Source organism: Synechococcus sp. BL107 (assembly GCF_000153805.1).
Lineage (GTDB): Bacteria > Cyanobacteriota > Cyanobacteriia > PCC-6307 > Cyanobiaceae > Parasynechococcus.
Map to the genome: position 1 here is coordinate 784,114 of NZ_DS022298.1, position 21,052 is coordinate 805,165.

At 47.8% G+C, this 21,052-nt stretch carries 27 protein-coding genes; 8 read left to right on the forward strand and 19 right to left on the reverse strand.

What is annotated here, in order from left to right; translation table 11 throughout:
- Positions 1-2: 2 nt before the first annotated feature.
- The 8 genes from BL107_RS03945 to BL107_RS03980 all read right to left on the reverse strand — a co-directional run bounded on the left by BL107_RS03945 (position 3) and on the right by BL107_RS03980 (position 5,703).
- On the reverse strand, positions 3-1,382 hold the full coding sequence (locus BL107_RS03945) for a HEAT repeat domain-containing protein (RefSeq protein ID WP_009788980.1): 1,380 nt from the start codon (positions 1,380-1,382) through the stop codon (positions 3-5).
- A 110-nt stretch (positions 1,383-1,492) separates the two neighbouring features.
- A complete protein-coding gene (locus BL107_RS03950) occupies positions 1,493-2,071 on the reverse strand; it encodes a chromophore lyase CpcT/CpeT (protein ID WP_009788981.1) in 579 nt (192 codons plus the stop codon).
- Positions 2,072-2,141: 70 nt separating this feature from the next.
- Positions 2,142-2,630 carry a phycocyanin subunit alpha gene (cpcA, locus tag BL107_RS03955; protein ID WP_009788982.1) on the reverse strand — a complete coding sequence of 163 codons (489 nt, stop codon included), beginning with the start codon at positions 2,628-2,630 and terminating at the stop codon, positions 2,142-2,144.
- Positions 2,631-2,672: 42 nt separating this feature from the next.
- Positions 2,673-3,191, reverse strand: a complete 519-nt coding sequence (locus tag BL107_RS03960) for a phycocyanin subunit beta (RefSeq protein WP_006169891.1) — start codon at positions 3,189-3,191, stop codon at positions 2,673-2,675.
- 184 nt (positions 3,192-3,375) lie between these two features.
- Positions 3,376-4,149: a phycoerythrobilin:ferredoxin oxidoreductase gene (locus BL107_RS03965; protein ID WP_009788983.1), complete on the reverse strand. Its 774-nt coding sequence runs from the start codon at positions 4,147-4,149 to the stop codon at positions 3,376-3,378.
- Positions 4,146-4,853 (reverse strand): 15,16-dihydrobiliverdin:ferredoxin oxidoreductase, encoded by a 708-nt coding sequence (locus BL107_RS03970; protein WP_009788984.1) that lies wholly within the window; start codon positions 4,851-4,853, stop codon positions 4,146-4,148. The genes BL107_RS03965 and BL107_RS03970 overlap by 4 nt, the downstream gene beginning before the upstream one ends.
- 2 nt (positions 4,854-4,855) lie before the next feature.
- On the reverse strand, positions 4,856-5,473 hold the full coding sequence (locus BL107_RS03975) for a phycobiliprotein lyase (RefSeq protein WP_037988036.1): 618 nt from the start codon (positions 5,471-5,473) through the stop codon (positions 4,856-4,858).
- Positions 5,470-5,703 carry a hypothetical protein gene (locus tag BL107_RS03980; RefSeq protein ID WP_009788986.1) on the reverse strand — a complete coding sequence of 78 codons (234 nt, stop codon included), beginning with the start codon at positions 5,701-5,703 and terminating at the stop codon, positions 5,470-5,472. The genes BL107_RS03975 and BL107_RS03980 overlap by 4 nt, the downstream gene beginning before the upstream one ends.
- Before the next feature lie 371 nt (positions 5,704-6,074).
- On the opposite strand from BL107_RS03980, the gene cpeB reads away from it, so the two are divergent.
- A complete protein-coding gene (cpeB, locus tag BL107_RS03985) occupies positions 6,075-6,629 on the forward strand; it encodes a class 1 C-phycoerythrin subunit beta (protein ID WP_009788987.1) in 555 nt (184 codons plus the stop codon).
- Between the two features lie 51 nt (positions 6,630-6,680).
- The gene (gene cpeA, locus BL107_RS03990) at positions 6,681-7,175 is read left to right on the forward strand and encodes a class 1 C-phycoerythrin subunit alpha (RefSeq protein ID WP_009788988.1); all 495 of its coding nucleotides are present in this window, start codon (positions 6,681-6,683) and stop codon (positions 7,173-7,175) included.
- A gap of 70 nt (positions 7,176-7,245) precedes the next feature.
- Here cpeA and BL107_RS03995 read toward each other — a convergent pair whose 3' ends face one another.
- Positions 7,246-8,172, reverse strand: a complete 927-nt coding sequence (locus BL107_RS03995) for a HEAT repeat domain-containing protein (protein ID WP_009788989.1) — start codon at positions 8,170-8,172, stop codon at positions 7,246-7,248.
- A 37-nt stretch (positions 8,173-8,209) separates the two neighbouring features.
- Between BL107_RS03995 and BL107_RS04000 the strand changes: the two genes are divergently transcribed.
- The 3 genes from BL107_RS04000 to BL107_RS04010 all read left to right on the forward strand — a co-directional run bounded on the left by BL107_RS04000 (position 8,210) and on the right by BL107_RS04010 (position 11,095).
- On the forward strand, positions 8,210-8,635 hold the full coding sequence (locus BL107_RS04000) for a DUF2656 family protein (RefSeq protein ID WP_009788990.1): 426 nt from the start codon (positions 8,210-8,212) through the stop codon (positions 8,633-8,635).
- Positions 8,636-9,064: 429 nt separating this feature from the next.
- A complete protein-coding gene (locus BL107_RS04005; RefSeq protein ID WP_009788992.1) occupies positions 9,065-10,399 on the forward strand; it encodes a HEAT repeat domain-containing protein in 1,335 nt (444 codons plus the stop codon).
- Between the two features lie 66 nt (positions 10,400-10,465).
- Positions 10,466-11,095: a HEAT repeat domain-containing protein gene (locus tag BL107_RS04010; protein WP_037988040.1), complete on the forward strand. Its 630-nt coding sequence runs from the start codon at positions 10,466-10,468 to the stop codon at positions 11,093-11,095.
- Between the two features lie 6 nt (positions 11,096-11,101).
- Here BL107_RS04010 and BL107_RS04015 read toward each other — a convergent pair whose 3' ends face one another.
- The 5 genes from BL107_RS04015 to BL107_RS04035 all read right to left on the reverse strand — a co-directional run bounded on the left by BL107_RS04015 (position 11,102) and on the right by BL107_RS04035 (position 15,729).
- Positions 11,102-11,998: a HEAT repeat domain-containing protein gene (locus BL107_RS04015; RefSeq protein ID WP_009788994.1), complete on the reverse strand. Its 897-nt coding sequence runs from the start codon at positions 11,996-11,998 to the stop codon at positions 11,102-11,104.
- Positions 11,999-12,144: 146 nt separating this feature from the next.
- Entirely contained in the window at positions 12,145-13,029 is an 885-nt protein-coding gene (locus tag BL107_RS04020; RefSeq protein WP_006169798.1) for a phycobilisome rod-core linker polypeptide, read from the reverse strand.
- A gap of 233 nt (positions 13,030-13,262) precedes the next feature.
- Positions 13,263-13,760: a class 2 C-phycoerythrin subunit alpha gene (gene mpeA, locus BL107_RS04025; RefSeq protein ID WP_009788996.1), complete on the reverse strand. Its 498-nt coding sequence runs from the start codon at positions 13,758-13,760 to the stop codon at positions 13,263-13,265.
- Positions 13,761-13,804: 44 nt separating this feature from the next.
- Positions 13,805-14,341 carry a bleomycin hydrolase gene (locus tag BL107_RS04030; protein ID WP_037988737.1) on the reverse strand — a complete coding sequence of 179 codons (537 nt, stop codon included), beginning with the start codon at positions 14,339-14,341 and terminating at the stop codon, positions 13,805-13,807.
- Positions 14,342-14,532: 191 nt separating this feature from the next.
- Positions 14,533-15,729 (reverse strand): HEAT repeat domain-containing protein, encoded by a 1,197-nt coding sequence (locus tag BL107_RS04035; RefSeq protein ID WP_037988738.1) that lies wholly within the window; start codon positions 15,727-15,729, stop codon positions 14,533-14,535.
- Positions 15,730-15,888: 159 nt separating this feature from the next.
- On the opposite strand from BL107_RS04035, the gene BL107_RS12155 reads away from it, so the two are divergent.
- From BL107_RS12155 to BL107_RS04045, 3 genes are read left to right on the forward strand one after another with little or no spacing between them, the layout of a single operon-like run.
- The gene (locus BL107_RS12155) at positions 15,889-16,209 is read left to right on the forward strand and encodes a hypothetical protein (protein WP_009788999.1); all 321 of its coding nucleotides are present in this window, start codon (positions 15,889-15,891) and stop codon (positions 16,207-16,209) included.
- The gene (locus BL107_RS04040; RefSeq protein ID WP_009789000.1) at positions 16,209-16,505 is read left to right on the forward strand and encodes a Nif11-like leader peptide family natural product precursor; all 297 of its coding nucleotides are present in this window, start codon (positions 16,209-16,211) and stop codon (positions 16,503-16,505) included. Before BL107_RS12155 ends, BL107_RS04040 begins: the two co-directional genes overlap by 1 nt.
- Before the next feature lie 35 nt (positions 16,506-16,540).
- Positions 16,541-16,762 (forward strand): Nif11-like leader peptide family natural product precursor, encoded by a 222-nt coding sequence (locus tag BL107_RS04045; protein ID WP_009789001.1) that lies wholly within the window; start codon positions 16,541-16,543, stop codon positions 16,760-16,762.
- A 3-nt stretch (positions 16,763-16,765) separates the two neighbouring features.
- Here the strand turns inward: BL107_RS04045 and BL107_RS04050 are convergent, their stop codons facing one another.
- From BL107_RS04050 to BL107_RS04065, 5 genes are all read right to left on the reverse strand, one after another.
- A complete protein-coding gene (locus BL107_RS04050) occupies positions 16,766-17,071 on the reverse strand; it encodes a hypothetical protein (RefSeq protein WP_009789002.1) in 306 nt (101 codons plus the stop codon).
- The gene (locus BL107_RS12160; protein WP_009789003.1) at positions 17,072-17,686 is read right to left on the reverse strand and encodes a chromophore lyase CpcT/CpeT; all 615 of its coding nucleotides are present in this window, start codon (positions 17,684-17,686) and stop codon (positions 17,072-17,074) included.
- A 14-nt stretch (positions 17,687-17,700) separates the two neighbouring features.
- Entirely contained in the window at positions 17,701-18,237 is a 537-nt protein-coding gene (locus tag BL107_RS12165) for a phycobiliprotein lyase (protein ID WP_009789004.1), read from the reverse strand.
- 299 nt (positions 18,238-18,536) lie between these two features.
- Positions 18,537-19,271 (reverse strand): phycobilisome rod-core linker polypeptide, encoded by a 735-nt coding sequence (locus tag BL107_RS04060; protein ID WP_009789005.1) that lies wholly within the window; start codon positions 19,269-19,271, stop codon positions 18,537-18,539.
- 89 nt (positions 19,272-19,360) lie between these two features.
- On the reverse strand, positions 19,361-21,001 hold the full coding sequence (locus BL107_RS04065) for a phycobilisome rod-core linker polypeptide (protein ID WP_009789006.1): 1,641 nt from the start codon (positions 20,999-21,001) through the stop codon (positions 19,361-19,363).
- Between the last annotated feature and the right edge of the window lie 51 nt (positions 21,002-21,052).

Sequence of the window (21,052 nt, forward strand, 5' to 3'; positions counted from 1 at the left end):
TTCTAGAGGGAATCTAAGCAAAACTCTGTAGATAGAGCTATTCGCATACGAAGGGAAACGATTGAATCGGGCTCAAGTAGACAAGCTTGGGAAAGAATTTTAATTGCCCGATCCTCATTGATTTCTTCTAATGCTAAGCATGAGCTATACCTCAAGCCCCAATCATCTGGTTCGACCAAAGCCCAAGCTAACTTGTCAAGTATTGTCTGTATATTTCGTTTGCTTTGATGCAGTTTAAGTGCAGCTGAGCCAAGTGCAGATGCTGCAACTCGGCGAATGTTGCCTTGGCAGTGGTTTCCAATCTCTACGCCAACAGCATCAATTAGTGCGGCTTCAGATTGGCTGTCTTTTTTAAGGGTAATTGCTTTTATAAGCCCCATTTTGATGTCTTGATCGGTTTCGCTGAAATAAAGATCAGAAAGATTTAACTCATTAAAATTTTTATTTTTAGCTAGCAGGGTTATTCCCAGATTTCGATCGGCAATAGAGCGACTCCTAAGTAGATGCAAGATATCAGAGTATTTAAGGTTATCGTGTGCTGCAGATTTGTCTGTCGTTTCGTTGTTATTAATGAAATCATCTTTTATAGAAAGGGTTCCTTCGAAATTCTCCCTGACGAGACTGTCGAGTTTAATAATAATGTCCCGTTGCTCATTCTTAAGGGCGCATAAGTCTTGATCATGATTTATTCTTTGGTGAGATAAGGTTTTATTGAGGATTGATTTTAAGGAATACATTTTTATGTTGTTAGGGATTTCTGCACTCAAAATTAATTGAGTACTTGCAATGGACCCAATTTTGGCAAGATCAAATGCTGCCGATTGCCTTATAAAGCGGTTGCTATGCTCCAAATAACAATGTATCTTGCTTAAGTAATACATTTTGTTGGTATATTTGTAAAAGTAAGCTGCTGCGGCGCTAGCGATTCGCTCTGATGAAGATGTTAGGAATGGTTCTATCTTCTTATTGCTTCCCCATGCCTCGTAAGTGGTAAGTGCCTCAATTAAAGCCTCCATCGGTTTATCTTTGATGTTTTTATCTAGATAAGTGACCAGCGTGTCGATACACGCAGGATTATTGATTTCAATTAATGCCCTTAAAGATGCTTCGTGTAATTGAGTATCATTAGTCTGGAAAGTTTCTAGAAGATATGGTGTGCAACTAATATCATTTATGAGCCCAAGTGAGCGTGCTGCTTGCCTTCGCAAAGGGAAGCCACCCGCAGATGTTTGATCTTTCTCATCTTTAAGGCATTCAATCAGCTTTGGAACAGCAGACTCGACCCGATGCTTTCCCAGCCACCATGCTGCATGATATCGAATACCAGCATCCTCATTTTCGAGAGCCTTGATTGCGGATTCGGGGGAATTGATTGTGCTCAAGTTTTTGGGACGTATTGTTTGATGGTTTTGAATTTATATTCTAAACATTTTTAATCTTGGTGACATTGCTCGCCGAGCAGTCTTTGTTGCAGGTTTTGGAGTCTGCTGGGTTAATGCCACTCAGCTTTCCATGAGCTTGTGCGGATGAACTGAAATTCCCCAGCAATGGATCCCCATAGTCGTTCATTTGTCTTCAGGTCATATCCCCGGTCAAGGGTAGATAACTTATTGCCTTCCAAGTGAAAAGAGCTTTTTAAATAAGAGTCTTTCCCATCGCGACATACGATGCAGCGACATCCTGCTTCCATTCCGCCATGGTATCCATCGTCTTTTTCGACTACATGATAATGACAGTTGTCTAATAAAATCAGATCTTCCTCAGTTATGTTTTTTGTTTGCGTTTGTTCTCCCATCGCCTCAGTAAATTGTTTGGGATCTTTGAAGGCGTGATTCCAAAGTTTTATTGTTCCAGAAGAGGTCTCTTCAGCCCTAATCATGCGTAATCGGTAGGGTTTTTTGGGGTCTACTGCATAGCTTTGTTCTAAAAGTATGGAGCCAGGCTGTAAGTGATTAATTGCTTTATACTTTAGAAATATGTGTGCAAAAAATGGAGGATTTTCGATTGCTTGTTTTTGATTGCTGTACTCTCCACAAAGAAGATCTAGAAAACGTTTAAGAGAAGATTTCATATGTTTAATATATAGAGCATAAAAAAGCCCCCGAAGGGGGCTTTTTGAAATGAACACATACCTGATCAGATCAGGTCAGTGAATTGATGGCATAGTCGATGTAGCTGTTGGCTTCAGTGGCAGCATCACCGCTTAGGCCATGGTTGGTCTTGATGTGCTTCAGAGCTTCGACATACCAAGAGGGTGAGAGCTCGAAGGTGCGGTTGATCTCGCTCAAACCAGCAATCAAGTAGTCGTCCATGGGTCCTGTACCACCTGCAACGAGGCAGTAGGTAATCATGCGCAGGTAATAACCAACGTCACGTGAGCACTTGGCTTTGCCTTCAGGTGAAGATGCATAGTTAGTGCCCTCCATCTGCGTTGTGAATGGAAATTTGGTGTAAACAGCTTGGGCTGCACCATTCACCAAAGCTTCGGCTTTGCTGGTGAGGCCTTTCGCAGCTTCCAGACTTGCTTTAGCGCGGTTGAAACGACCTGAGGCCGCTTGAACTTCGGTGTTGCTCAGGAAGCGGCCCTGGGAATCAGCCGCTGCAACGGCTTCGGTAAGGGGAGTTTTCATGGTGGGGAGTTAGAAGATTTAGATGAAAAACTTGTGCCCTGATCAGGCGACGGAAGCGGCAGCACGGTCGAAGTAAACGCCGATTTCACTGCTGAGTGATGCGCAGTCGCCAGCGGTGATGCCATTGCGGTCATTCACCATCTCAAGGGCAGCATCTTTCATCAGATTCACGCCTGATGCGACGGATGCGCCTGGAGTTCCGAGGGCCAGGTAGGTCTCGCGCAGGCCATTCAGGCAGCGATCTTCCATGACGGAAGCATCACCGGTGAACACTGAGTAAGTGACGTAGCGGAGGATGATTTCCATGTCGCGAAGGCAAGCAGCCATCCGACGGGAGGTGTAAGCGTTGCCACCAGGGGCGATCAGTGCAGGCTGTTGAGCAAACAGCTGACGTGCAGCATTGGCAACGATGGTTGAAGCGTTGCTGGAGATCCGGCTCACAGCGTCCAAACGCTTGTTGCTGTCAGAGACGACGGCGGCCAGGGCATCAATCTCACTGGTGCTAATGAACTGTCCCCGGGCGTCGGCCTGGGCGACAACCTTGGTGAAGGCGTCGAACATTTTGAACTCCTCTTGGCTGCGTCTAAGTGGTTATCAGAGATACCAGAAGGACATCTTGAGAAGGTCCCAGCTGGGTCTGGGAACATTCTCTCGAAATGGGCTGGAGCCTTTCGACTGCTGTTCATAATGCTTAATCCCCGTTCTGAGACAGGGATTTTCCAGCCCTTCCTTGCTCAGTCAACGATCAGAGGTCGAACAGCACCGTATGGATGTAGTTCTCGGTCCATTCACTGCCGTAAAACCGAGTGAGCATGCCCCTTGCTGGATCTTTCTCTGCTCTGTAATCGGTGTAGCGCCGTTGTCCTGCAAGCAGGTGGTCGCGGCGATCGTCTGTCACCGGTTTCGCTGCTTCGGCCAACTCCAGATAAAGCCTGAGATAGTCGTTGAAGGCTGGACGTACAACGCTTTCAATTAGTTGGTCCCCTTCGTCTCCAAGCGGCAACCGGGTCCAAAGAAAGCCTGGAGAGAAGAAAGGTTGAGCTTCTTCAGGGATCGGCCCACCATCGGGAAGCTTGGAGCGCCAACGCTCAAAAATCGGGATCAATTTGTCCCAGACAGGTTGGGTGTGGGCAGCATCCGATTTATCGGCGGGCTGAAGATCGAGGGCGAGAAGATGGCCAGACGGCAGCGTGACGAGATCTCCACCAAAAAAGGGAAGGTCAAACCTTGCCGATGGATTGATGACGAAATTCAGAACCGATGCTGCAGCGCCTCCGAAGACGCAGGCTGCTCTCACCTGCCGAAATTTGTCTGTTTTGCATGCCCAGGTGGCTGTGGTTACGGGAACTGGCTTTGCCTTTGAACCCGTTTGGCCTTGCTTGTATAAGAAGTCGTTCGCGACTGGGTAAGGCGCAAGATTCAGCGGTTGAAGTGCCTGGACTGCATCCTCCAGAAAAGGTTGCCAACCCCAGCCTGGAATGTTGATGGAATCAGTGCTGCTGTGTCGTGTGGTGGTCATGACTGGCCTGATGCAGGAAAGAGAAACTCATGCAGGAATTGGTCAGACCAGTTCTTGCCGAAATGGCTGGTGAATAGCCCATGGGCAGGATCGCGTTCAGCGCTGTAAACGTCGTAGTTCTCTTGCAACCGCTTCACTTCATCCGCGGCGATCGTTGCTGGAGTGTTCTTCGCAGCATCATGCAGCGCCCAGTAAGCCTTCAGAAAAGCACTAAAGGCTGGTGGGAGTGACGTTTGGGCTTGGTCTGCTCCGCCACGACAAAACAGCAGCCAAGAGGAGAAATATTGATTTGGATCGAAGGACCGCATGGTTTCTTCGCCATTGAGGTCTGGAAATTGACGATTTAAAGCTTTAAGACCGTCGAAGTATCGATCGAAGTAGGCCTCGTTTTGAACAAGCGGCTGAAAATCCAGCACGGCCACCAGTTTCTGTCTTGCGCCAAACCACAGCAGGTCAACACCCATTAGTGGGTGATCAAAGCCGTAATCGGGATAGGCCACAGAATTCAAAACCTGAAGGCTTTCGCCTGCATCCAAGCGGGTGACGCGCCAGCGGCGAAAGCCTGGGACTTGCCACAGCCAACTCCGAATCACGCTGGTTCCTTTGGCTGAATGACATTCGGCTAAACCATCAGGAACCTCGGCCGGTGTTCCTCCCCGTGCGGTGATGTCGGCGTGTAATTGGTCGAGAAAAGGATCAAACACGGCTAATTCCTCGCGGTGTCGGAAGGAGAAGCATCAGCTCGTGCTTTCGCGGCGGCTGATAGCTCAACAATGTCGGACTGGCTTGGGCAGCGAAATTCTGTGCAGTACGTGGTCATGGCAACACCGTCTAGGAACTGAATCGAACTCACCCGCATCCTGATCTGGTCACTCACAAACCAGCAGCGTTCGATTCCAACGTTGGTGTCGTACCGGGTTTTGATGGTGAGCACGCCATCGTCTGCGAAGTAATAAGTGCTAACGACCGACTTTTTTTCTACGTATCCTTTATCTCTCAATAGAAAGCCCTTTGTTGGATCGTCCGGGTTGGGTGCATCAACAACGACCGCTGCGTAATCGTCATTTTGGGCTTCTTTCATCAGGTTGCTCTCCCACCAAAATCTTGCCCCACCATTGGCTTCGCTTGCTCTGATGTTCAGAGCTTGGCAAACGTTTTCAACAACAGGATCTGTTGAATCAAATGGCTCAATGATCAAATTTGAATCGGCAAATTCATCATCTTGGCTATCCAAATGATGAACAACGCGTCGATTCAGCCAGGTACCACGGCTCGCTTCAAAGAAGTCTGCCATCGTCATTGGTGGAGAAACCAGAGGCTTCATGAGCTCAGAGCCTGATTGTCGCGCTGATGCTTCAGTTGACTAAGGATCTCATCAATTCGTGTTAATTCAGGATGCTCATTAACCGTTGCATCGATTTTTTTTTGGGATAGGCGAAGTTTTTTTCCTATCCCAACCACGTCGTTATAAAGGCGCTCTCGGTAAGCAGAAAGTTCGTCAATTGATTCCTGTAATTCTTCTACTGATGGAGCCTGATCAGCTTGATCCGTCATTCGGACTACTACTAAGTAAATCAGTGTAGGAAGATTACCCCGCCAGCCCTCTGACCCGACCCCGCGGCGTTGCGATTGGTGACCAACTGACTGTCGCGGTTGTGTGAAAGGACGATCGCTGAGCCTCTTGGATGCGTTACTGAGACGAAAATCTCAGCATCACTGGATGGACGTTGACGTTCAGAAGATGACGAACTTTTGCGTGATCCGCAGATCCACTGCCACTGCTTGGTTCAGCGGGCTTACCTTGCTAAGGAGCTTCGAGTCCTTTGAGTTCACTAGTCCCTGGTTAAGGCTTCCTCGTTGAATGCTTCTCCTTCGACTACTCGCTGCACCAGAAGCCCCCTCCCCACATAACTGTCTGGCCCCCAATGCTCGACGCATTTTCCCGTTCGGTCGTCAGCGCTGACGCCAAAACTGCACCTGTTGGTGGTACCGACCTCGCTGGTCTGCGTTCCTACGTCAGTCAAGGCAACAAGCGTCTAGACGCTGTTAACGCCATCACCTCCAACGCCTCCTGCATCGTTTCTGATGCCGTAACAGGCATGATTTGCGAAAACACTGGTTTGATTCAGGCTGGTGGCAACTGCTATCCCAACCGCCGCATGGCTGCTTGCCTGCGTGATGGTGAGATCGTTCTTCGCTACATCAGCTACGCCCTGCTGGCTGGTGACGCATCCGTGCTCGACGATCGCTGCTTGAACGGTCTTAAAGAGACCTACATCGCTCTGGGCGTTCCGACTCAGTCTGCAGCTCGCGCCGTGGCCATCATGAAGGCCTCTGCCACGGCTCTCATCGGCGAAACCAACTCTCCCGCCTCAGGTGGTAAGCGTTTCCGCAAGATGGAGACCACGCAAGGTGATTGCTCAGCTTTGGTTGCCGAAGCTGGTGCCTACTTCGATCGCGTGATCGGCGCCGTTGCCTAAACGGCCTTTCTTCTTCTTCTCAGACACTTTCCCCTTTAAAGGAATTCAACAATGAAGTCCGTCGTTACCACCGTCGTGACTGCTGCTGATGCAGCAGGTCGCTTCCCTTCTCAGAACGATCTCGAAGCTGTACAAGGCAACATTCAGCGTGCGGCTGCTCGTTTAGAAGCTGCTGAAAAACTTGCTTCTGGCCTAGACGCAGTGACTAAAGAAGCTGGCGATGCTTGTTTCAACAAGTACGCCTACCTCAAGCAGCCTGGTGAGGCTGGTGACACCCAGGTCAAGGTAGACAAGTGCTACCGCGACCTCGGCCACTATCTGCGCCTTATCAACTACTGCTTGGTTGTTGGCGGCACCGGTCCTCTTGATGAGTGGGGCATTGCAGGTGCACGTGAGGTTTATCGCAGTTTGAGCCTTCCCACTGGCCCTTACGTCGAAGCCTTGACCTACACCCGCGACCGTGCCTGTGCACCTCGTGACATGAGCCCTCAAGCTTTGAATGAGTTCAAGAGTTACCTTGATTATCTGATTAACGCTCTTTCCTGAGATCCGTTTAATAATCAAAAAAGAGGGGAGCTTCGGCTCCCTTTTTTTTGTCTGATGATGATTCCCTTTTTTATACTTTGAGCAGTTGTGCTATGGCAAGTTTGATTACATTTAAGACAACTTCATCATCTTCGACTTTTGCTCTTTCCTGAAGAGCTTCGATTGATGATGTGGCCCTTAGTTTCATCAGCGAAAGCGCGCAATTCTTCCGCACCCAAATGTCTGCGTCAGACAAAAGAGGTACAAGCAATGGACCTGCAGTTTCCGTGTCGTCTAGCTTGCCCAAAAGGGTAACTGCTTCTGCACGAATTTCTGCAGAAGGATCTAATAGTGCATTGACCAATAGGTTTTTATCAGCTTCAATATCTAATGTTTGAATGTTGCTCCCTAGAGCAAATATTGATGCTTTCCGCACATTTGCATTTTCCGAAGTAGTTGCTTTGTAAAGGGCTTGCGGTGCTCTATCTCCGACAATTGTTAACGCCCAATTTGCTAAGCCAATTTGCATTTCAGTGCTTTGGCGGTTCTCAATGATGCCCAGAATTGGTTCGACAGCTTGTTCTCCCATGGCAGCTATGGCACCCATAGCTGAGCCCTGAACAACTGAGTCGTTATCGCCACGAAAAGCAGAAAGTAAGTCTGGGAGGCTGTCAGTATCGCCAATCAAAGTAAGTGTTTTTGCAGCTGCTCTCCTAACTGTGACTTGATCGCTGGTCAACATCGCTTTACAGAGAGCTGGTGTCGCAACTTTGCCAACAGATCCAAGACTCTCCGAAAAACTTCGTCTCAACAGGCCTCGAGGGTCGCCTAGGCCGGCTACCATTTTAGAAATTGAATCAGGATCTGATTCAATGGCTTCTCCTAATTTCAGTTTCTCCTTAAGGTGTGAAGCCAAATCTGAAGCCTCAGCTTCGCTTAGCTGAATATGCTCATTCGATTCGGATTGAGAATTCCACTCCTGGCTCGAATTCAAGTTCGGCTTGGTTGTCACTTGCAATCATGCGCTCTACCTCCACAAACCTTAGACCTTAACAATGACAATTTTTATTCTTTCTCATAATCTCCAGGTTCAATCTGAGCTTGTACCTTCGATTTCTGCTGCAGATTTGGCAAAAGGGCTTTTGAGCAGCTCATCCTCTTTCTCTAATGCTGAGGCGTTAAGTCATCCTCATTGGTTGGTGCGTATTGAATCTCACCTGGTTGCCCATGAGATGGCTCAAGAACTCGTGAAAGCTTGGAAGCAATATCGCTTAATTCAGAAGCACAACATTGATCACCATTTGCTCGCCCTTGGTGGACGTAAGGATACCGCTGGGAGTCCAGGATCCCCACTATCACAAGGAAGCTGGGGAGTTGATGTCGTCGAATGCGGTAATCCTGATGCCTTTTTGGAGAGCATTAATTGGAATGCCCTCAAAGCTGGTCGCCCGTCAGATGCAGTCTTTGAGGTGTCAGATTAAACCTCTAACAAGTGCTCCCTAACCGTTCTTACGTTGACGGCGTCGTGAATTAGGCTTTTTAGCGTTTAATTTTTGAGATTCTGGTTGTCGCTTGTTTGATGTGCTTGTCATATTTTCTATAGGGCTCTGGGTTCCACCCGAAATGCTGTTGATATAAAAACCAGTACGGTGCATTACTTGCATGCCATTATTCAGTTGATTAAATGGGATTTTAAAATGTGTCGTTAATGATGGTCTCGATCTATTTAGCGAGCTGACTTGAACCGTGAATTGTGCTCCCGTGAATGGACCCATCTTTTTTAATGTATTTTGATGATTTTAAGACTTATTCGGATGCCGCCCCAAAGCGTTACTTTTTTTAATCAGATTGCGAATGTCAACGATCTCTTTTGGTAAAATATTGATATGACTTTATAGGCTTATATCTCAATGGGTGATGCATTTAATAATATTCATCCCGAGCTCACTTGCGCCCATGCATATCAAATTTTAACTACGCCAATTGATCAACTTGAGTCTAAAAGTGATTTCTATATGGCTGCTGCGCATTTAATTAATTTCCCTGGGAACCGTACTGAGCAAATACTTTTGGATTTTCTTTCGCAACCCTCAGGCGAACAGGCTGTACAGATTGCCAAGAGGAAGGCTGTGGAAGTTCTCGGCCGTCTTGGTTCTACTCGGTCAGTTCAGGTCATTGGGCAATGTCTTGAATCTGACGATATTTACTTGGTTGAAAATTCAGTTTGGGCTTTACAGCAGTTGAAATGTTGTGATCCTGCAATCATTAGGCGAATGCTTGCTTTGCTTCAGGATAAAACTCAAAATCTTCGTGTATTAATTCAATGTCTTGCCAGCCTGAAGGTGCAGGAAAGTATTGAATCGATTCGTCTCCTTCAGGACTCTGAGAACCTTGGAGTACGTGGAGCTGCTATTTCGGCAATTGCACAACTTTCAAACGAAAAATTAAATTTGGACAAGATTGTGGAACATTTAACTGTCCCAAATCAGATGGATCGACAATCGGCTGTACAGGATCTGATTGATGCGAATGCTTTTGACTTTCTTCCGGCAATAGTTTCGGCACCAGTATCTCCAGCATTTCGGATGCGTGCGTGTCGTCAGATTTTGAATGATTCAGATTCTATGTTAATTGATGCAAATATCTTGTCTTTAATTGACACTATTTTGCGCGATGATCCTTCCTGTATTGACATTGTCCATAAGTATGATCAGCAGCCAAGTATAGAATTTCTATTGCGAGATCTATTTAATACTGATTTTAGTCGTTGTTATTTGGCTCTGATGGGCTTGCGACAATGTTCGTCCGAGGTCTTATGGCCACTGATGTCAGATTTATGGGCGCGGGAAGCTCACAATGACTATGGCGCTCACTACTTTTTTATGCGTATTTTTGGATCGCGATCTGATTGGCCAGAAGATGGTCTTCGTCACGTTCTTGAGATAATTCAAGAATCAATCATTAATCGTCGGCCTCAATTTAGAAAAAGCCGTGCTGCTGCTATTCAGGCGCTTCACTTTTTGTCTCCTGATTTATTTATTCAGTCTATTCCTGGCTTCTTGTCTGCAGGTGTTGATGCTCCTTGGGACTGTCGCTATGTGACTGCTCTCTGTCTTGAGAGTATGGCTGAAGTGAATATCTCTCTAAGGGAGAATATTTTGAGCCAGTTTGTTGTCGACCCTGATCCATTCGTTCGCGCAAGATCTGAGATTTGTCTATTGCGCTTGAGTGCAACATCTTCATAGGGTAGTCGTTTGACTATTCCTTGTGATGCTAAAATAAAGGTAATAACTAAGTAATTTGTTGTTGATATGAGTGATTCACTTCCATCGTTCGAATCTTTAGTTCAAGACCTCAAGCACCCCAATCCAAACATAAGAGATGAGGCATGTGTTTTGTTGGCGGAGCACTGGCCTGATCAGGCAATGCCATATTTTTTTTCCGAATTAGAAGATCCTGATCCAGTTGTTTACAGAACAGCTGTAAAGGCCCTAGGTACATTGGGGCCGCGGACATTGCCTGATCTGCTTAAATTATTTCAATCATCAGGCAATGGCACAGTAAGAGCTTGTTGTGTTAAAGCCATTGTCCAGATATCGGTTAATTTCCCTAATGCTGCGTTTCCCGCAGATATATTATCTATGCTTGAGCAAGCTCTAGACGATTCCAGCCCAGTCGTTGCTCAATCGGCATTGATGACCCTTGGTTATTTATCAAAGCATGATTCTGAGAAGGACCGTGTTATACCTCTTTTAATTCAGGCTTGCGATCGGGCGAATATTGCTCATGTTCAAGGATCGGCTATGGCTTTAGCGGAACTTGATTCTCCACTTGTATCGGCTTTCTTAGAAAAGTTAGCCCTAGATGATACAAAGGATCCTCTCATTCGTGAAGTTGCTCAGTCCAGTTTAGAGAGACGAGCAAGCTTAAATCTCAAGTAATTGTCATTATTTAAGTGCGATAAGTTGATTAAGAGCGACTTCTAGTACAGTTTTGACTTGGCCATCCTCTTCTGCCGAAATAGCTTCGCTTAAGGAATTTATTGATGAAATTTCTTCTATTTTCATCAAGGCTAAAGCTGTGTTAATTCTTACCTGATTGTCTTTGTCTTTTAGTAATCCGCAGAGTTCATTGATAATCTCCTCGGGCTCCAGTGTCTTCCCAGTAATTGTGGCGGCCTCTGCCCGTACCTCGCTTGAATCATCATTTAAGGCTCGAATTAGTAGCTCTTTAGCATGTTCATTTGTGCCTGAATGAACCTGTTCGGCCAGTGCGGTAAGGGCCGCTATTCTTATCTCAGGATTATCTGATTGGGCAGCTTGGTTGAATGCGTTAGGAGCTTTGGATCCAGTAAAGCTCAAGGCGAGATTAATCAGACCAATCTGAAATGCACTGCACTGGCTATCAGTTAGTAATTCCAATAGAGATTCAACAGCAGGTTCTCCTATGGTTGCCATTGCGCCTGCCGATGAGCCTTGAACGACAGGATCGTCGTCTGTTCGAAATGCCTCAATTAGATTTGGTAATGCCACTTTACTGCCAATAATATTGAGTGTTTTCGCAGATGCACGTCGGATCAAAACATTGGGATTGTTCTTCAGGGCATCGCACAGTATGGGAATAGCTGCCGTTCCTACTGAGCCAAGGCTTTGTGCAAAGGTGAGGCGGAGAGCACCTCGCGGATCCCCGAGTCCGGCCACCATTTTTTTGATTGATTCTTGATTGGAACTGGGTATTATCTTCTCTGTGAGTTTCTGTTTTAACTCCTCTGCTAATTCGTAAGCTTCTTGCTCTGTGAGTTGCTCGGCCGCGTTGATTGGATGATTTGAAGCTTCTGCGGCCACAGTCCTCTTGATGAGTATCTGAACTAAATCTAGTTCATCATTGTTAAGGAAGAACTCTTTTGTTGTAATGAAAGAATATAAAAAACCCTTCCATATACATGGAAGGGTTGAGGGCGTGTGTCTGCTTTCTCTTGATCTTTAATGGATCAGAAGTGGCAGCCAAATGGACGGAAAGCCACGTAATCCGTCATCTTCGGTGGATTGTGCCCTGTGTACTGCTGTTGGGGAAGTTTGGCAGGTGTCCGAGTGATTGCCGTATAGCTGAAGAAAGGAGAAGGTTTTAAATCTTCCCGTGCAGCAATGGCAAGAGGGTTGATGGTGCGGCTGTTGCGACCTTGTGCGTTGTCGCTGACGGCAACCTTCGTGCCACCAAGTTCCCGCATCAGATTGAAGGAACGTGTGAACATTCCAGCATATGAATCGTGAGTTCTTTCGTAAGGAACGATGTCCGAACCAAAGACTTCTGTGTATTCAGCAGAATCGGTCAGTTTGTCGATTAGGGCGTCAAAACCTTCTTCAGCCTGTAGCTTGATGTGGTCTTGAACTTCTGCTTGGTTCAGAGGTGCTCGGCCAAGTAAATGCTTGAAGTTCAATTCGACTCCACGCTGGGCACCAACTGAATGGAAGAAGTTTGATTTGTAAAAATCAGACTTAGCCAAACCGTTTACGAAGTCACGAACAGTGATTTCACCGTTCAATAGTCGCGCCTCAAGTGACGTTTCTCTTTGGCTTTCTCTGGGGTGCAGGTTACCTAGTACTTGACGATAAGCAGCCGCGATCACTCGCTCAAGAGCTGCTGCATTGTCTGGATTGTACTGATCAAACACTGATCCGAAGGGGCATTCGGCGTGCAAGCGGGGCCCAATTCCAATCCCCATCGATGCACAGTGCTGACGCTTGTACTCAGCGCGTACTCCTGCGACTGTTCGGTGTGCTGTGTTTTTACCGGCTTTGCTTTGTGTGGAGAAAGCAGCGGGTCCGGTTCGAGTAGCCGAAGTGAGAGACTTCAGGCTGGTTTCTGTGCCGAGCATGATTTGTGAGGGGGTGATGTTGTGGACGGTTCGTCACATCTCCCTGAAGGAATTACAGGTCTTGTAAAAACCTTTTGGTCAAAGTGACGTTCTCTAGAGATTCAAGCTTTATTTGTTGGCTAAATAAAATGTCAGAGACTTTCGGTTGATTGTTGCTTGCAATTGGTAAAAAAAAGGGTGGGCATTGCCCACCCCTTTGTTTGCTGTGTTTTAACAACAACCAGGCTGATTGATCAGCCCAGTGAGTTGATCACGTAGTCCAGCAACTGGTTGTAGGAGGTCAGAGCCTGGGGGCTCATGTCGCGAGGGGCGCAACCGTCGTTACGCATCTGGGAGAAACCAGCCACGTAGGTGCCAGCGTCGATGCTGAGCGCCTTGTAGACCTCTTTTTGGCCATTGATAGCCAGCTCATCCAGGGGGCCTGTGCCGCCGGCGACCAAGCAGTAGTTGATCAGACGCAGGTAGTGAACAAAGTCACGCTTGCACTTCTCTTTGCCTTCAGTAGCGCACTGGCGGGGCTGACGGCCAGTAGCACCGTTGGGGTACTGGGCGTACACAGCGTCAACAGCACGCTGAGCAATGCCGTCGTAGTTCTGGGAGAGCTTTTCAGCGGCTTCCAAACGTGCAGCAGCGCGTTGGATAGAACCCTGAACTGACTCCATGTCGGAGGAAGAAGGGAAGCGGGAAGCGCTATCGGCAGCGCCGACCACGGTGGTGATGACGGACTTCATTTTGAGGAAGTAAGTGGGTGTGGACGTTTAAATAAAGACGTGGCTCAGCTGATAGCGCTGATCACCTGGTCGAAGTAGCTACCTGCTTCAGCAGACAGGCTTGCGCAGTCACCCTGGGTGACAGCAGCTTTCTTGGCCTGGCTGTTGGTGTTGGTGATGAGGGCGCCAGCAGCGGCCTTCATGATGGCGACTGCGCGGGCAGCGGAACCAGTAGGAACGCCCAATGCGGCGTAGGTCTCACGAAGACCATTCAGGCAGCGGTCCTGAAGAACAGAAGCATCGCCAGCAAGAAGGGCGTAGCTCACATGGCGAAGGACGATTTCTCCGTCGCGCAGGCAAGCAGCCATTTTGCGGTTGGTGTACACACCACCGTTAGGAGCGGTAAGGCCGGTGTTCTCGCAGCAGATGCCTGCAACAGCGTCAGAGACGATGCAAGCGGCGTTGCCAGAAATAGCGTTCACTGCGTCAAGGCGCTTATTGCCATCAGCGATGAAAGACTTCAGAGAGGCCAGCTCGCCTCCGCCGATGAAAGCACCGCTGGAATCGGCCGATACGGCCTTCCTGGAGAATGCGTCGAGCATGGTTGTGGGAGTGTTGTTGGGGGAATGCGAATCCGCATCGGGTTGACAGTAACCCTGGTTCCTTGCCTCCCAGCTCAATGCAGATGTGTAGACAAGAAAGTTTGCATTCGTTGAATCTGAATCAAATATGAATAAAAGCGGAATGATCTCGCTTTTGCTCAAGAAGTACTGTCTTGATTGGAAATTTGCGTTTATGACAACTGTTGAAGTACCTGTTCGCAGCTCCATCTAAGCGGTGTCCATTTGCTTTCGGTCTGGATCTCCCTGAGTAAGTCGACTTGGTCTGAGAGGTTCAGGCTCAGACAAGCCCAGGCCGCTGCAACCCTCGACTTTGCATACTGCGGCAGTGTTTCTGCCAGTGCTGTCCGGACCAGATGGCTGTGTTCATGAACTTTCTGAAGTCCAATAACCGATGTCAAGAGGTAGTTCGCGCCGTAATCACTCCAATGCTTGGTCTGAATCTGCTCAATCGCATCAATTTGTTCTTGCTTCTGCATCCTGATCAGGCTTAGTGCACCGCCGTATTGCTTGCCTTCGTCGCGATGTTGCAGATTCTTTTCGATCTCTATAGTTTGCCCCTCACAAATCCAATCGTTCTGTAAAGCGAGCGTGGAAGGGTCGTCTCGTAGTAGTTGCTCCAGGAGGGCCACGTAGTCGTCAGGGATTTGACCACTCTTCTCGGGATCTACCAGCTGAAAGGCGCTTTTTGCCCTCAACGGCATAGAGACTGGGCAAGTGACCAAATGACCCAGCAAGCTGGCATCTCCAGCATCGCCAAGATCGATCACAGCTGATCGTCGTCGTCCTGCGACGGGATCAGTGAGTTGTTTGACCAGTGGCCCAAGGGATTCAACCTTCCCAAGAACTTTGGCGGTGTAGGCCCGGGCTGCTCCAGCGACCAATGGATTTTCATCGTTCTCAAAGGCTGAGATTGCTTGTTCCCCCGTTGAAAGCTTGAGCCGAGTGTGAGCTTGGATCGCCGATCGCTTTTGATTGTCACTGCTTTGCAATGCCTCAAGGAGTTGATCGCTTTGGTCTGCGGTGAGTGGGGATCCGATCTGCGCGATCGAATCCAGTGCGTTGATCACTGAAGGTTCGTCATCGAAACGCAGCGCACTGAATAAGCTTGGTAAGGCTTTCTCGTCTTTCCTGCGGCCAAGGGCTTCCAGAGCTTTTCTGCGTGTGATTCTGTTGATGAGATTTTCAGGATCGAGTTGTACGGCTGCAATTAATCCCTCTAAAGAGCGTTCGCTTCGGCAAGCAGCAAGCTTGGTTGCTGCCATATATTTGTCAACAGGATTGGGCAGATCGTCAGGGTTTGTCTGTAATAAAAGCAATGCTTTTTCTTCTGGCATTCCTTCAAACAAAATGTCAAATCTCTCAGACACGACCATTTCCGGAAGCACTGAACAAAATTAGCACTTCAGGCAGGAAGGCCCTGTTGCCAGAACAGATCCTTGGTGTAGGCAGTGTTGCATATCATTTTTTTGAGGTGGTGAATGTGGGAGAGTCGTGTCTGTTAATCTCTACACAACAACTGGTATGAGATGCCTGTCGGAGCTGAAGCTGAATTAGCCCTGTCTCACTTCGTTGAGACCATGTGCGGTAATCCTCAGGTTCAGGATGATTTGAATGATGTTGATGATTTAGAGAGGCTGCGTATTGTTGTTCAATCTGTTGAGTCTTCACTCACAGGAGCAGCATTAATTCCCTTTGAACAAGCGACAAGAACTCCAAAGATTCTCGTAGATTCCGGTGTATCAGCTCAGGCAATACCTTGGCGTTTGTTGCGTTGTACCGGTGGCCCATTGGTCTTGCAACTTATCTGTAAGAAGGCTAATTTTGCGATCTGGATAGAGAGTTGCTGATGTCAATCGAGTCTTTAAATTGTTTTTTAAATGATGTGGTCCGATTCCATGAGCTGGCGACAGGTCTTAAGGCACTGTCCAGTCATGATCAGATTATTGCTTTTGGGCAAAGCCAAGGTTTTGATTTCACTGAAAGTGAGTGGAATACCCTTTTTAATCAGGATTTTGAGCTCCAGTCAGACTCAATTCAGCAATCAATTCTGTCTGCGAACCCAGTTCACTGGTCGTGGGCATTTCGACAACACACAGTATGGAGGGCTATGCTGATGCATGGTGCTGGCGATGGAAGTGCCTAAAGCCAGCGATCTTTGCAAACTAGTTATTTGTTCTTATGTCTGATTTAGAACAAGATCAACTCCTTGAGCGTTTTATTGCCTTAGCTCGAACAAATGACGATCTTCGTGATGAAATCAAAAGTGCCTTAAATCAAGATGAGGTGATTTCAATCGCAGAACGTCATGGTTTTGCAGTGGATTCCTTGGCAATTCTAAGAAAATGGAGTCAGCACACCGATTTTTCTAAACCCACATGGATGGGATGGTTCGATGAATAAACATTAGCTGTTGATTTCCGAGTAGCGCGTTTGATGGTTTCCTTTTTTCGCCCAATACGTCACGAACTCTTCTCCGCCTGGGCGCGGAACACTGGCTATCGCTCTCAAGATTTTGAACGATCGATTCGGACCCATTGGCCAATTGCCAACAGCTTTGATTGCACGGACTTTTCCCCCCATAGATTCAATGCAAAGTTCGAATTTTTCTAATTGTGTTTGATCAACAGTCTCAAAAATAAAATCAGTCCCGTCGCATATCAAATGCTGTGAGCGAATCCAGGCTTTAATTTGTTTCCCATGATCAAGCATTCACGATTCCTTCTGTTCTATCCAGCTAGTTGAAATGAGTTCTGAAAAATTTTCGATCCGTTTGAACCGCAGAGGTCCATGCTCAGAACCCCATTGTGGTTGATCGGTTGCAGGATCAAAGCCACGATCACGACTGATCCAATTGTTTGCATCAACTTCGACTTCGCTTACTAAATAAGTAAGACTGCCATTTCTAGGGACCAAACATTTTTTTCCGGGTTCTACTGATCCGATATATTTGCCGTCGCTTTCTTCTGTGAAATGCATTGCGCATCCGCAACGGCTTTTAAGACTTGTTTGTTCAAGCGATTCAAGTAATTCAGGATTACTTCCGGAGCCAGCCAATCGGTCCTTATTAGCAAAATCAAAGTTTTCAACAATAAAGGTATCGTCTTTTATTTTTAGTCGATGAATCCCTTGGCGATAAGGGTTCCATTTGGCGTAATCATAAAATTGCTCAGAATAAAATCCAGGTCCCTCAAAGATTTCCCAGGGTAATGGACGAAATACTATATTGATTCGAGCAAAATCTTTCGGGTTGACTTGTGCTTGCTCATAATTGTCATAAATTCCTGCGAGTGTTCTGGCAAATCTCAGCTGCTGTTCTATTTCCATGAATTAACCTCTTTCTAAACTTTAATTCTTCGAACTTCTGATGCGAAAGATGATTGGAGGATTCCAGATCCCTCGGATGTCTTTAAGACGGAAGAGCGACAGCGAACATGCTCGGATACGAACCAAATCCTTTCTTGAGCGATGGATTGCTCATAATTAGTTTCTAAAATAAACGTTCCATCATTGAGGAATCGATAGCTGGACTCTGCAGGGAAAGATTCTGCATACCCTACGCTTCTTAGAAGATGTCCTGATGTTTGATCTTTAGGGATCGGAATGATGATGCACGAGCCTGAGGATACAGCTGTTGGATCATCTGGTTCCCAATCACTTTCTGCATTCCATTCCATTTTAAATGGAGAAGTATAAGCGCTGTCGTCTGGCTGAGAAGAATTTTTTATTGCCTCTTTGATTTCCTTGTTATCCGTATCGAGTTGCGTAATGGTGATCTCGCTGAGAACATCTTCGAATTGTTGAAAAGCCAATGAATGGCCAGATCTCATTGATCGCCATTCGCCCAAGCTTTGAGCAACAAATTGCTCAATATTCATCTTGATGGAGAGCTGATCGACTGTCGTGCTGTGTATTAGGTAAATTGCTTTGCATCATGTTCACCAAAGAATCCACCATCATGGACATCGCCATTGGTACAGATGACACAGACTCATTGAAGGCTTCGCTTTGATTGTGTTGTGGACCTGTGCTGTGGCTAAGGATGGGCATTTGTAAAATTAAAAGGACGGTTGACGAAATGCTTGAGAGATCGTGACCCGTTTGGGAATCGACTTGCTAAGCCTGACCCAAATCATCGCCGATCTCTTTGATGTGTGGCCGATAAAGGCCCTATTCGTTAAGCCTTCGCAATAGAAGAGATCCGTCCACCCTGCTTCAGGATGCTTTGGATCGTTGCCGACATGGAGGTTTGGCTCACCACCGAGTTTTGAACAGCCCGCCGGTTGGCGCCAATTTGACGCCCGGACGTCCATGTGATTCTGAGGGCATTGGCATTTCCGACGCTCTTGCGATCAATGATGGTTGGCGAACTTCCCGTTGAGAGGCTGTTTAGAAGCCTGGATCCCTTTGCGGCACCATCAAACCCTGCATAGCCAGCGTCAACAGCTGCGGCACGTGGATAATTAATTGTTCTGCCACCGCTAACGGTTTGAGTTGATCTGTTATGGGGTACTTGATCAACACCGAAAACTTGCAGATATTCATCGCTGTAGGTGTAGCTAGCAATTTCAGCGTCGTAGCCATGTTCGTTCATTAAACGAACGTGCGCCATCAGTTCTGCTTGATCATGTGGTGCACGTCCAAGCAGGTGTTTGAAGTTGAGTTCAACAAAACGGTAAGGACTGCTTGGCTCAAGAAATAGCTTTCTGTAGGTTTCTGACTGTGCCAAGGCAGTGACAAAACCTTGCACGGTGAGATCACCATTCATAAACAAGGCTTCGAGTGACTGATTCACATCAAGCTCCATCAGATGACGGTTGCCAAAGACTTGTTTGTAGATCGACTGAATTACCTCATCGGCATGGCCGAGGTCAGTATTAGCAGGTGCGACCAGTGTTTGGGTGTCCGTCATTGTTTGATGAAAGTGGAGGGAAGAGTGTTGGATTCACCCCCCCACCCAGTGGGGAGGCTATTGAATGAAATGCAAGATCAATGCTTCAGTTACATCACTTCAGTGATAGAAACAATCTTGCCGCCACGGGCATGGATGTATTTCATCTGGCTCGACATGTCTTTGCCGGATACCAGATAAGTATTTCCTGCAGTGCGTTGACGTCCTCGGGCTGCTTGAGCACCCACCACAATCCGGAAACGCTTCTTGGTGGGATCAGGCGCACCAGATTGTGTGCCAGTCCGGTTGATCCTTGTGGTGGTGGAGCTCCAGCCTCCAGGAACCATGCCGGTTGCAACAGACGTTACGAGGGACGAACTGGTTTGAACGGTGTCGCTAGCAGCGAAGCCTTCAGCCAATTTCAGGTGACGGTTGAAAGCCACTTGAGAGCGGCCATTTTCAGACAGGATTCGTGCGAATGGCACGGTGTCTTCCCCGAAGGTGCTCTGGTATTCCTCGCAGTCGACGTAACTGGCGATTTCTGCGTCGTAGCCGCCCTCAGCCAGAATTTTTGTGTGCTCACTGATTTCAGCCTGAGACTTTGGCGCGCGTCCGAGGAAGTGCTTGAAGTTCAGTTCGATAAAGCGATAAGGGGCGTTGGTCTCAAAGAAACGACGCTTGTATTCAGCCGACAATCCAATCGCACGGACAAATTCTCGAGTGCTGAGGTAACCATCGATGAACTTGCTCTCCGCTGAGATGGCGCGCTCAAATTCCATCAGATGGGGGTTGCCCATTACTTGCTTGTACGACGCGCGAATCAATGCTGCGAGCTGATCTGGGCTATCGCCTGGGCAGCGCTGATAAGTTTCCTGCTCTCGTTGCCCCAAACCGAAGTACACGTAGGAGTCACCACGCATGGGTGCATTGTCTTTCCCACTGGTGACACCAGGGGCTTTGCTTGCGAAGCGAGCGCCGCCGCCTGCAGATGGGCGGATCCCAAATGGTTGCGATGGGACGCTGATTCGAGGAGCGGTACCGCTGCCAAGGCTTGTGGTTAAAGCGCTGCTTCCGCCACGGGCACTGTCGCTACCGGCAAAGCTTTTCTGAATCGCCGCGAGCATTGGGAATGCTGCGGTGGAGAGATCCGCCGGGGAGCTCCAAGACCGTGCGTAAGGCACCACATTGCTACCAAACACCTCGAGGTATTCGGCCGAATCGACGATGCTGTCGATGACAGCTGCTTGCCCGTGCTCCGCCTGCAGGGAAATTTTTGCCGACATCTCTGCTTGGGAGTGCGGTGCCCGGCCAAGGAGATGTTTGAAATTCAGTTCAATGCCGCGCTGAGGGGCAACGGATAAGAAAAAGCGGCTTTTGTAAAAGCTTGATTTCGCCAGGCCTCGAATGAAATTACGGACATCGAGGTCTCCATTACGCAGTTGAGCTTCCAGCTCGGCGCAACGCTCGAAATCCATCACATGCGCATTGCCAAATACCTGCCGATAGGCGGCTGCAATGACGTCATTCAGAGCCGATGAATCATCTGGGCTATAGCACTCTGAGGTGACGCGGTGAGGGCAATCCGCATGACTGCGAGGTCCAACCCCGATCGCCAGTTGATCGCATGATTGCTTGAGGAATTCACCAATCGTGAGAGCAGGTTTTTTGCCGACCCCTTTGCGTTCAAAGCTGACGGGGCTGCTCCATTTTGTTTCTGCGCCGAATCCTTTTGAAGCTTGAGTTGTGTCCATGGTTCAGGGGAGGGGGGGAATGGTTCGAGGAAGTGTCGTTGAAGAAAATCC

Bases quoted from the DNA above. Each gene is read 5' to 3' on its own strand.
- BL107_RS03950 (WP_009788981.1), bottom strand. From the start codon at position 2,071: ATGAAATCTTCTCTTAAACGTTTTCTAGATCTTCTTTGTGGAGAGTAC.
- cpcA (WP_009788982.1), bottom strand. From the start codon at position 2,630: ATGAAAACTCCCCTTACCGAAGCCGTTGCAGCGGCTGATTCCCAGGGC.
- BL107_RS03960 (WP_006169891.1), bottom strand. From the start codon at position 3,191: ATGTTCGACGCCTTCACCAAGGTTGTCGCCCAGGCCGACGCCCGGGGA.
- BL107_RS03965 (WP_009788983.1), bottom strand. From the start codon at position 4,149: ATGACCACCACACGACACAGCAGCACTGATTCCATCAACATTCCAGGC.
- BL107_RS03975 (WP_037988036.1), bottom strand. From the start codon at position 5,473: ATGAAGCCTCTGGTTTCTCCACCAATGACGATGGCAGACTTCTTTGAA.
- BL107_RS03980 (WP_009788986.1), bottom strand. From the start codon at position 5,703: ATGACGGATCAAGCTGATCAGGCTCCATCAGTAGAAGAATTACAGGAA.
- cpeB (WP_009788987.1), top strand. From the start codon at position 6,075: ATGCTCGACGCATTTTCCCGTTCGGTCGTCAGCGCTGACGCCAAAACT.
- cpeA (WP_009788988.1), top strand. From the start codon at position 6,681: ATGAAGTCCGTCGTTACCACCGTCGTGACTGCTGCTGATGCAGCAGGT.
- BL107_RS04000 (WP_009788990.1), top strand. From the start codon at position 8,210: ATGACAATTTTTATTCTTTCTCATAATCTCCAGGTTCAATCTGAGCTT.
- BL107_RS04005 (WP_009788992.1), top strand. From the start codon at position 9,065: ATGGGTGATGCATTTAATAATATTCATCCCGAGCTCACTTGCGCCCAT.
- BL107_RS04010 (WP_037988040.1), top strand. From the start codon at position 10,466: ATGAGTGATTCACTTCCATCGTTCGAATCTTTAGTTCAAGACCTCAAG.
- BL107_RS04020 (WP_006169798.1), bottom strand. From the start codon at position 13,029: ATGCTCGGCACAGAAACCAGCCTGAAGTCTCTCACTTCGGCTACTCGA.
- mpeA (WP_009788996.1), bottom strand. From the start codon at position 13,760: ATGAAGTCCGTCATCACCACCGTGGTCGGCGCTGCCGATAGCGCTTCC.
- BL107_RS04030 (WP_037988737.1), bottom strand. From the start codon at position 14,341: ATGCTCGACGCATTCTCCAGGAAGGCCGTATCGGCCGATTCCAGCGGT.
- BL107_RS12155 (WP_009788999.1), top strand. From the start codon at position 15,889: ATGCCTGTCGGAGCTGAAGCTGAATTAGCCCTGTCTCACTTCGTTGAG.
- BL107_RS04040 (WP_009789000.1), top strand. From the start codon at position 16,209: ATGTCAATCGAGTCTTTAAATTGTTTTTTAAATGATGTGGTCCGATTC.
- BL107_RS04045 (WP_009789001.1), top strand. From the start codon at position 16,541: ATGTCTGATTTAGAACAAGATCAACTCCTTGAGCGTTTTATTGCCTTA.
- BL107_RS04050 (WP_009789002.1), bottom strand. From the start codon at position 17,071: ATGCTTGATCATGGGAAACAAATTAAAGCCTGGATTCGCTCACAGCAT.
- BL107_RS12160 (WP_009789003.1), bottom strand. From the start codon at position 17,686: ATGGAAATAGAACAGCAGCTGAGATTTGCCAGAACACTCGCAGGAATT.
- BL107_RS12165 (WP_009789004.1), bottom strand. From the start codon at position 18,237: ATGAATATTGAGCAATTTGTTGCTCAAAGCTTGGGCGAATGGCGATCA.
- BL107_RS04060 (WP_009789005.1), bottom strand. From the start codon at position 19,271: ATGACGGACACCCAAACACTGGTCGCACCTGCTAATACTGACCTCGGC.
- BL107_RS04065 (WP_009789006.1), bottom strand. From the start codon at position 21,001: ATGGACACAACTCAAGCTTCAAAAGGATTCGGCGCAGAAACAAAATGG.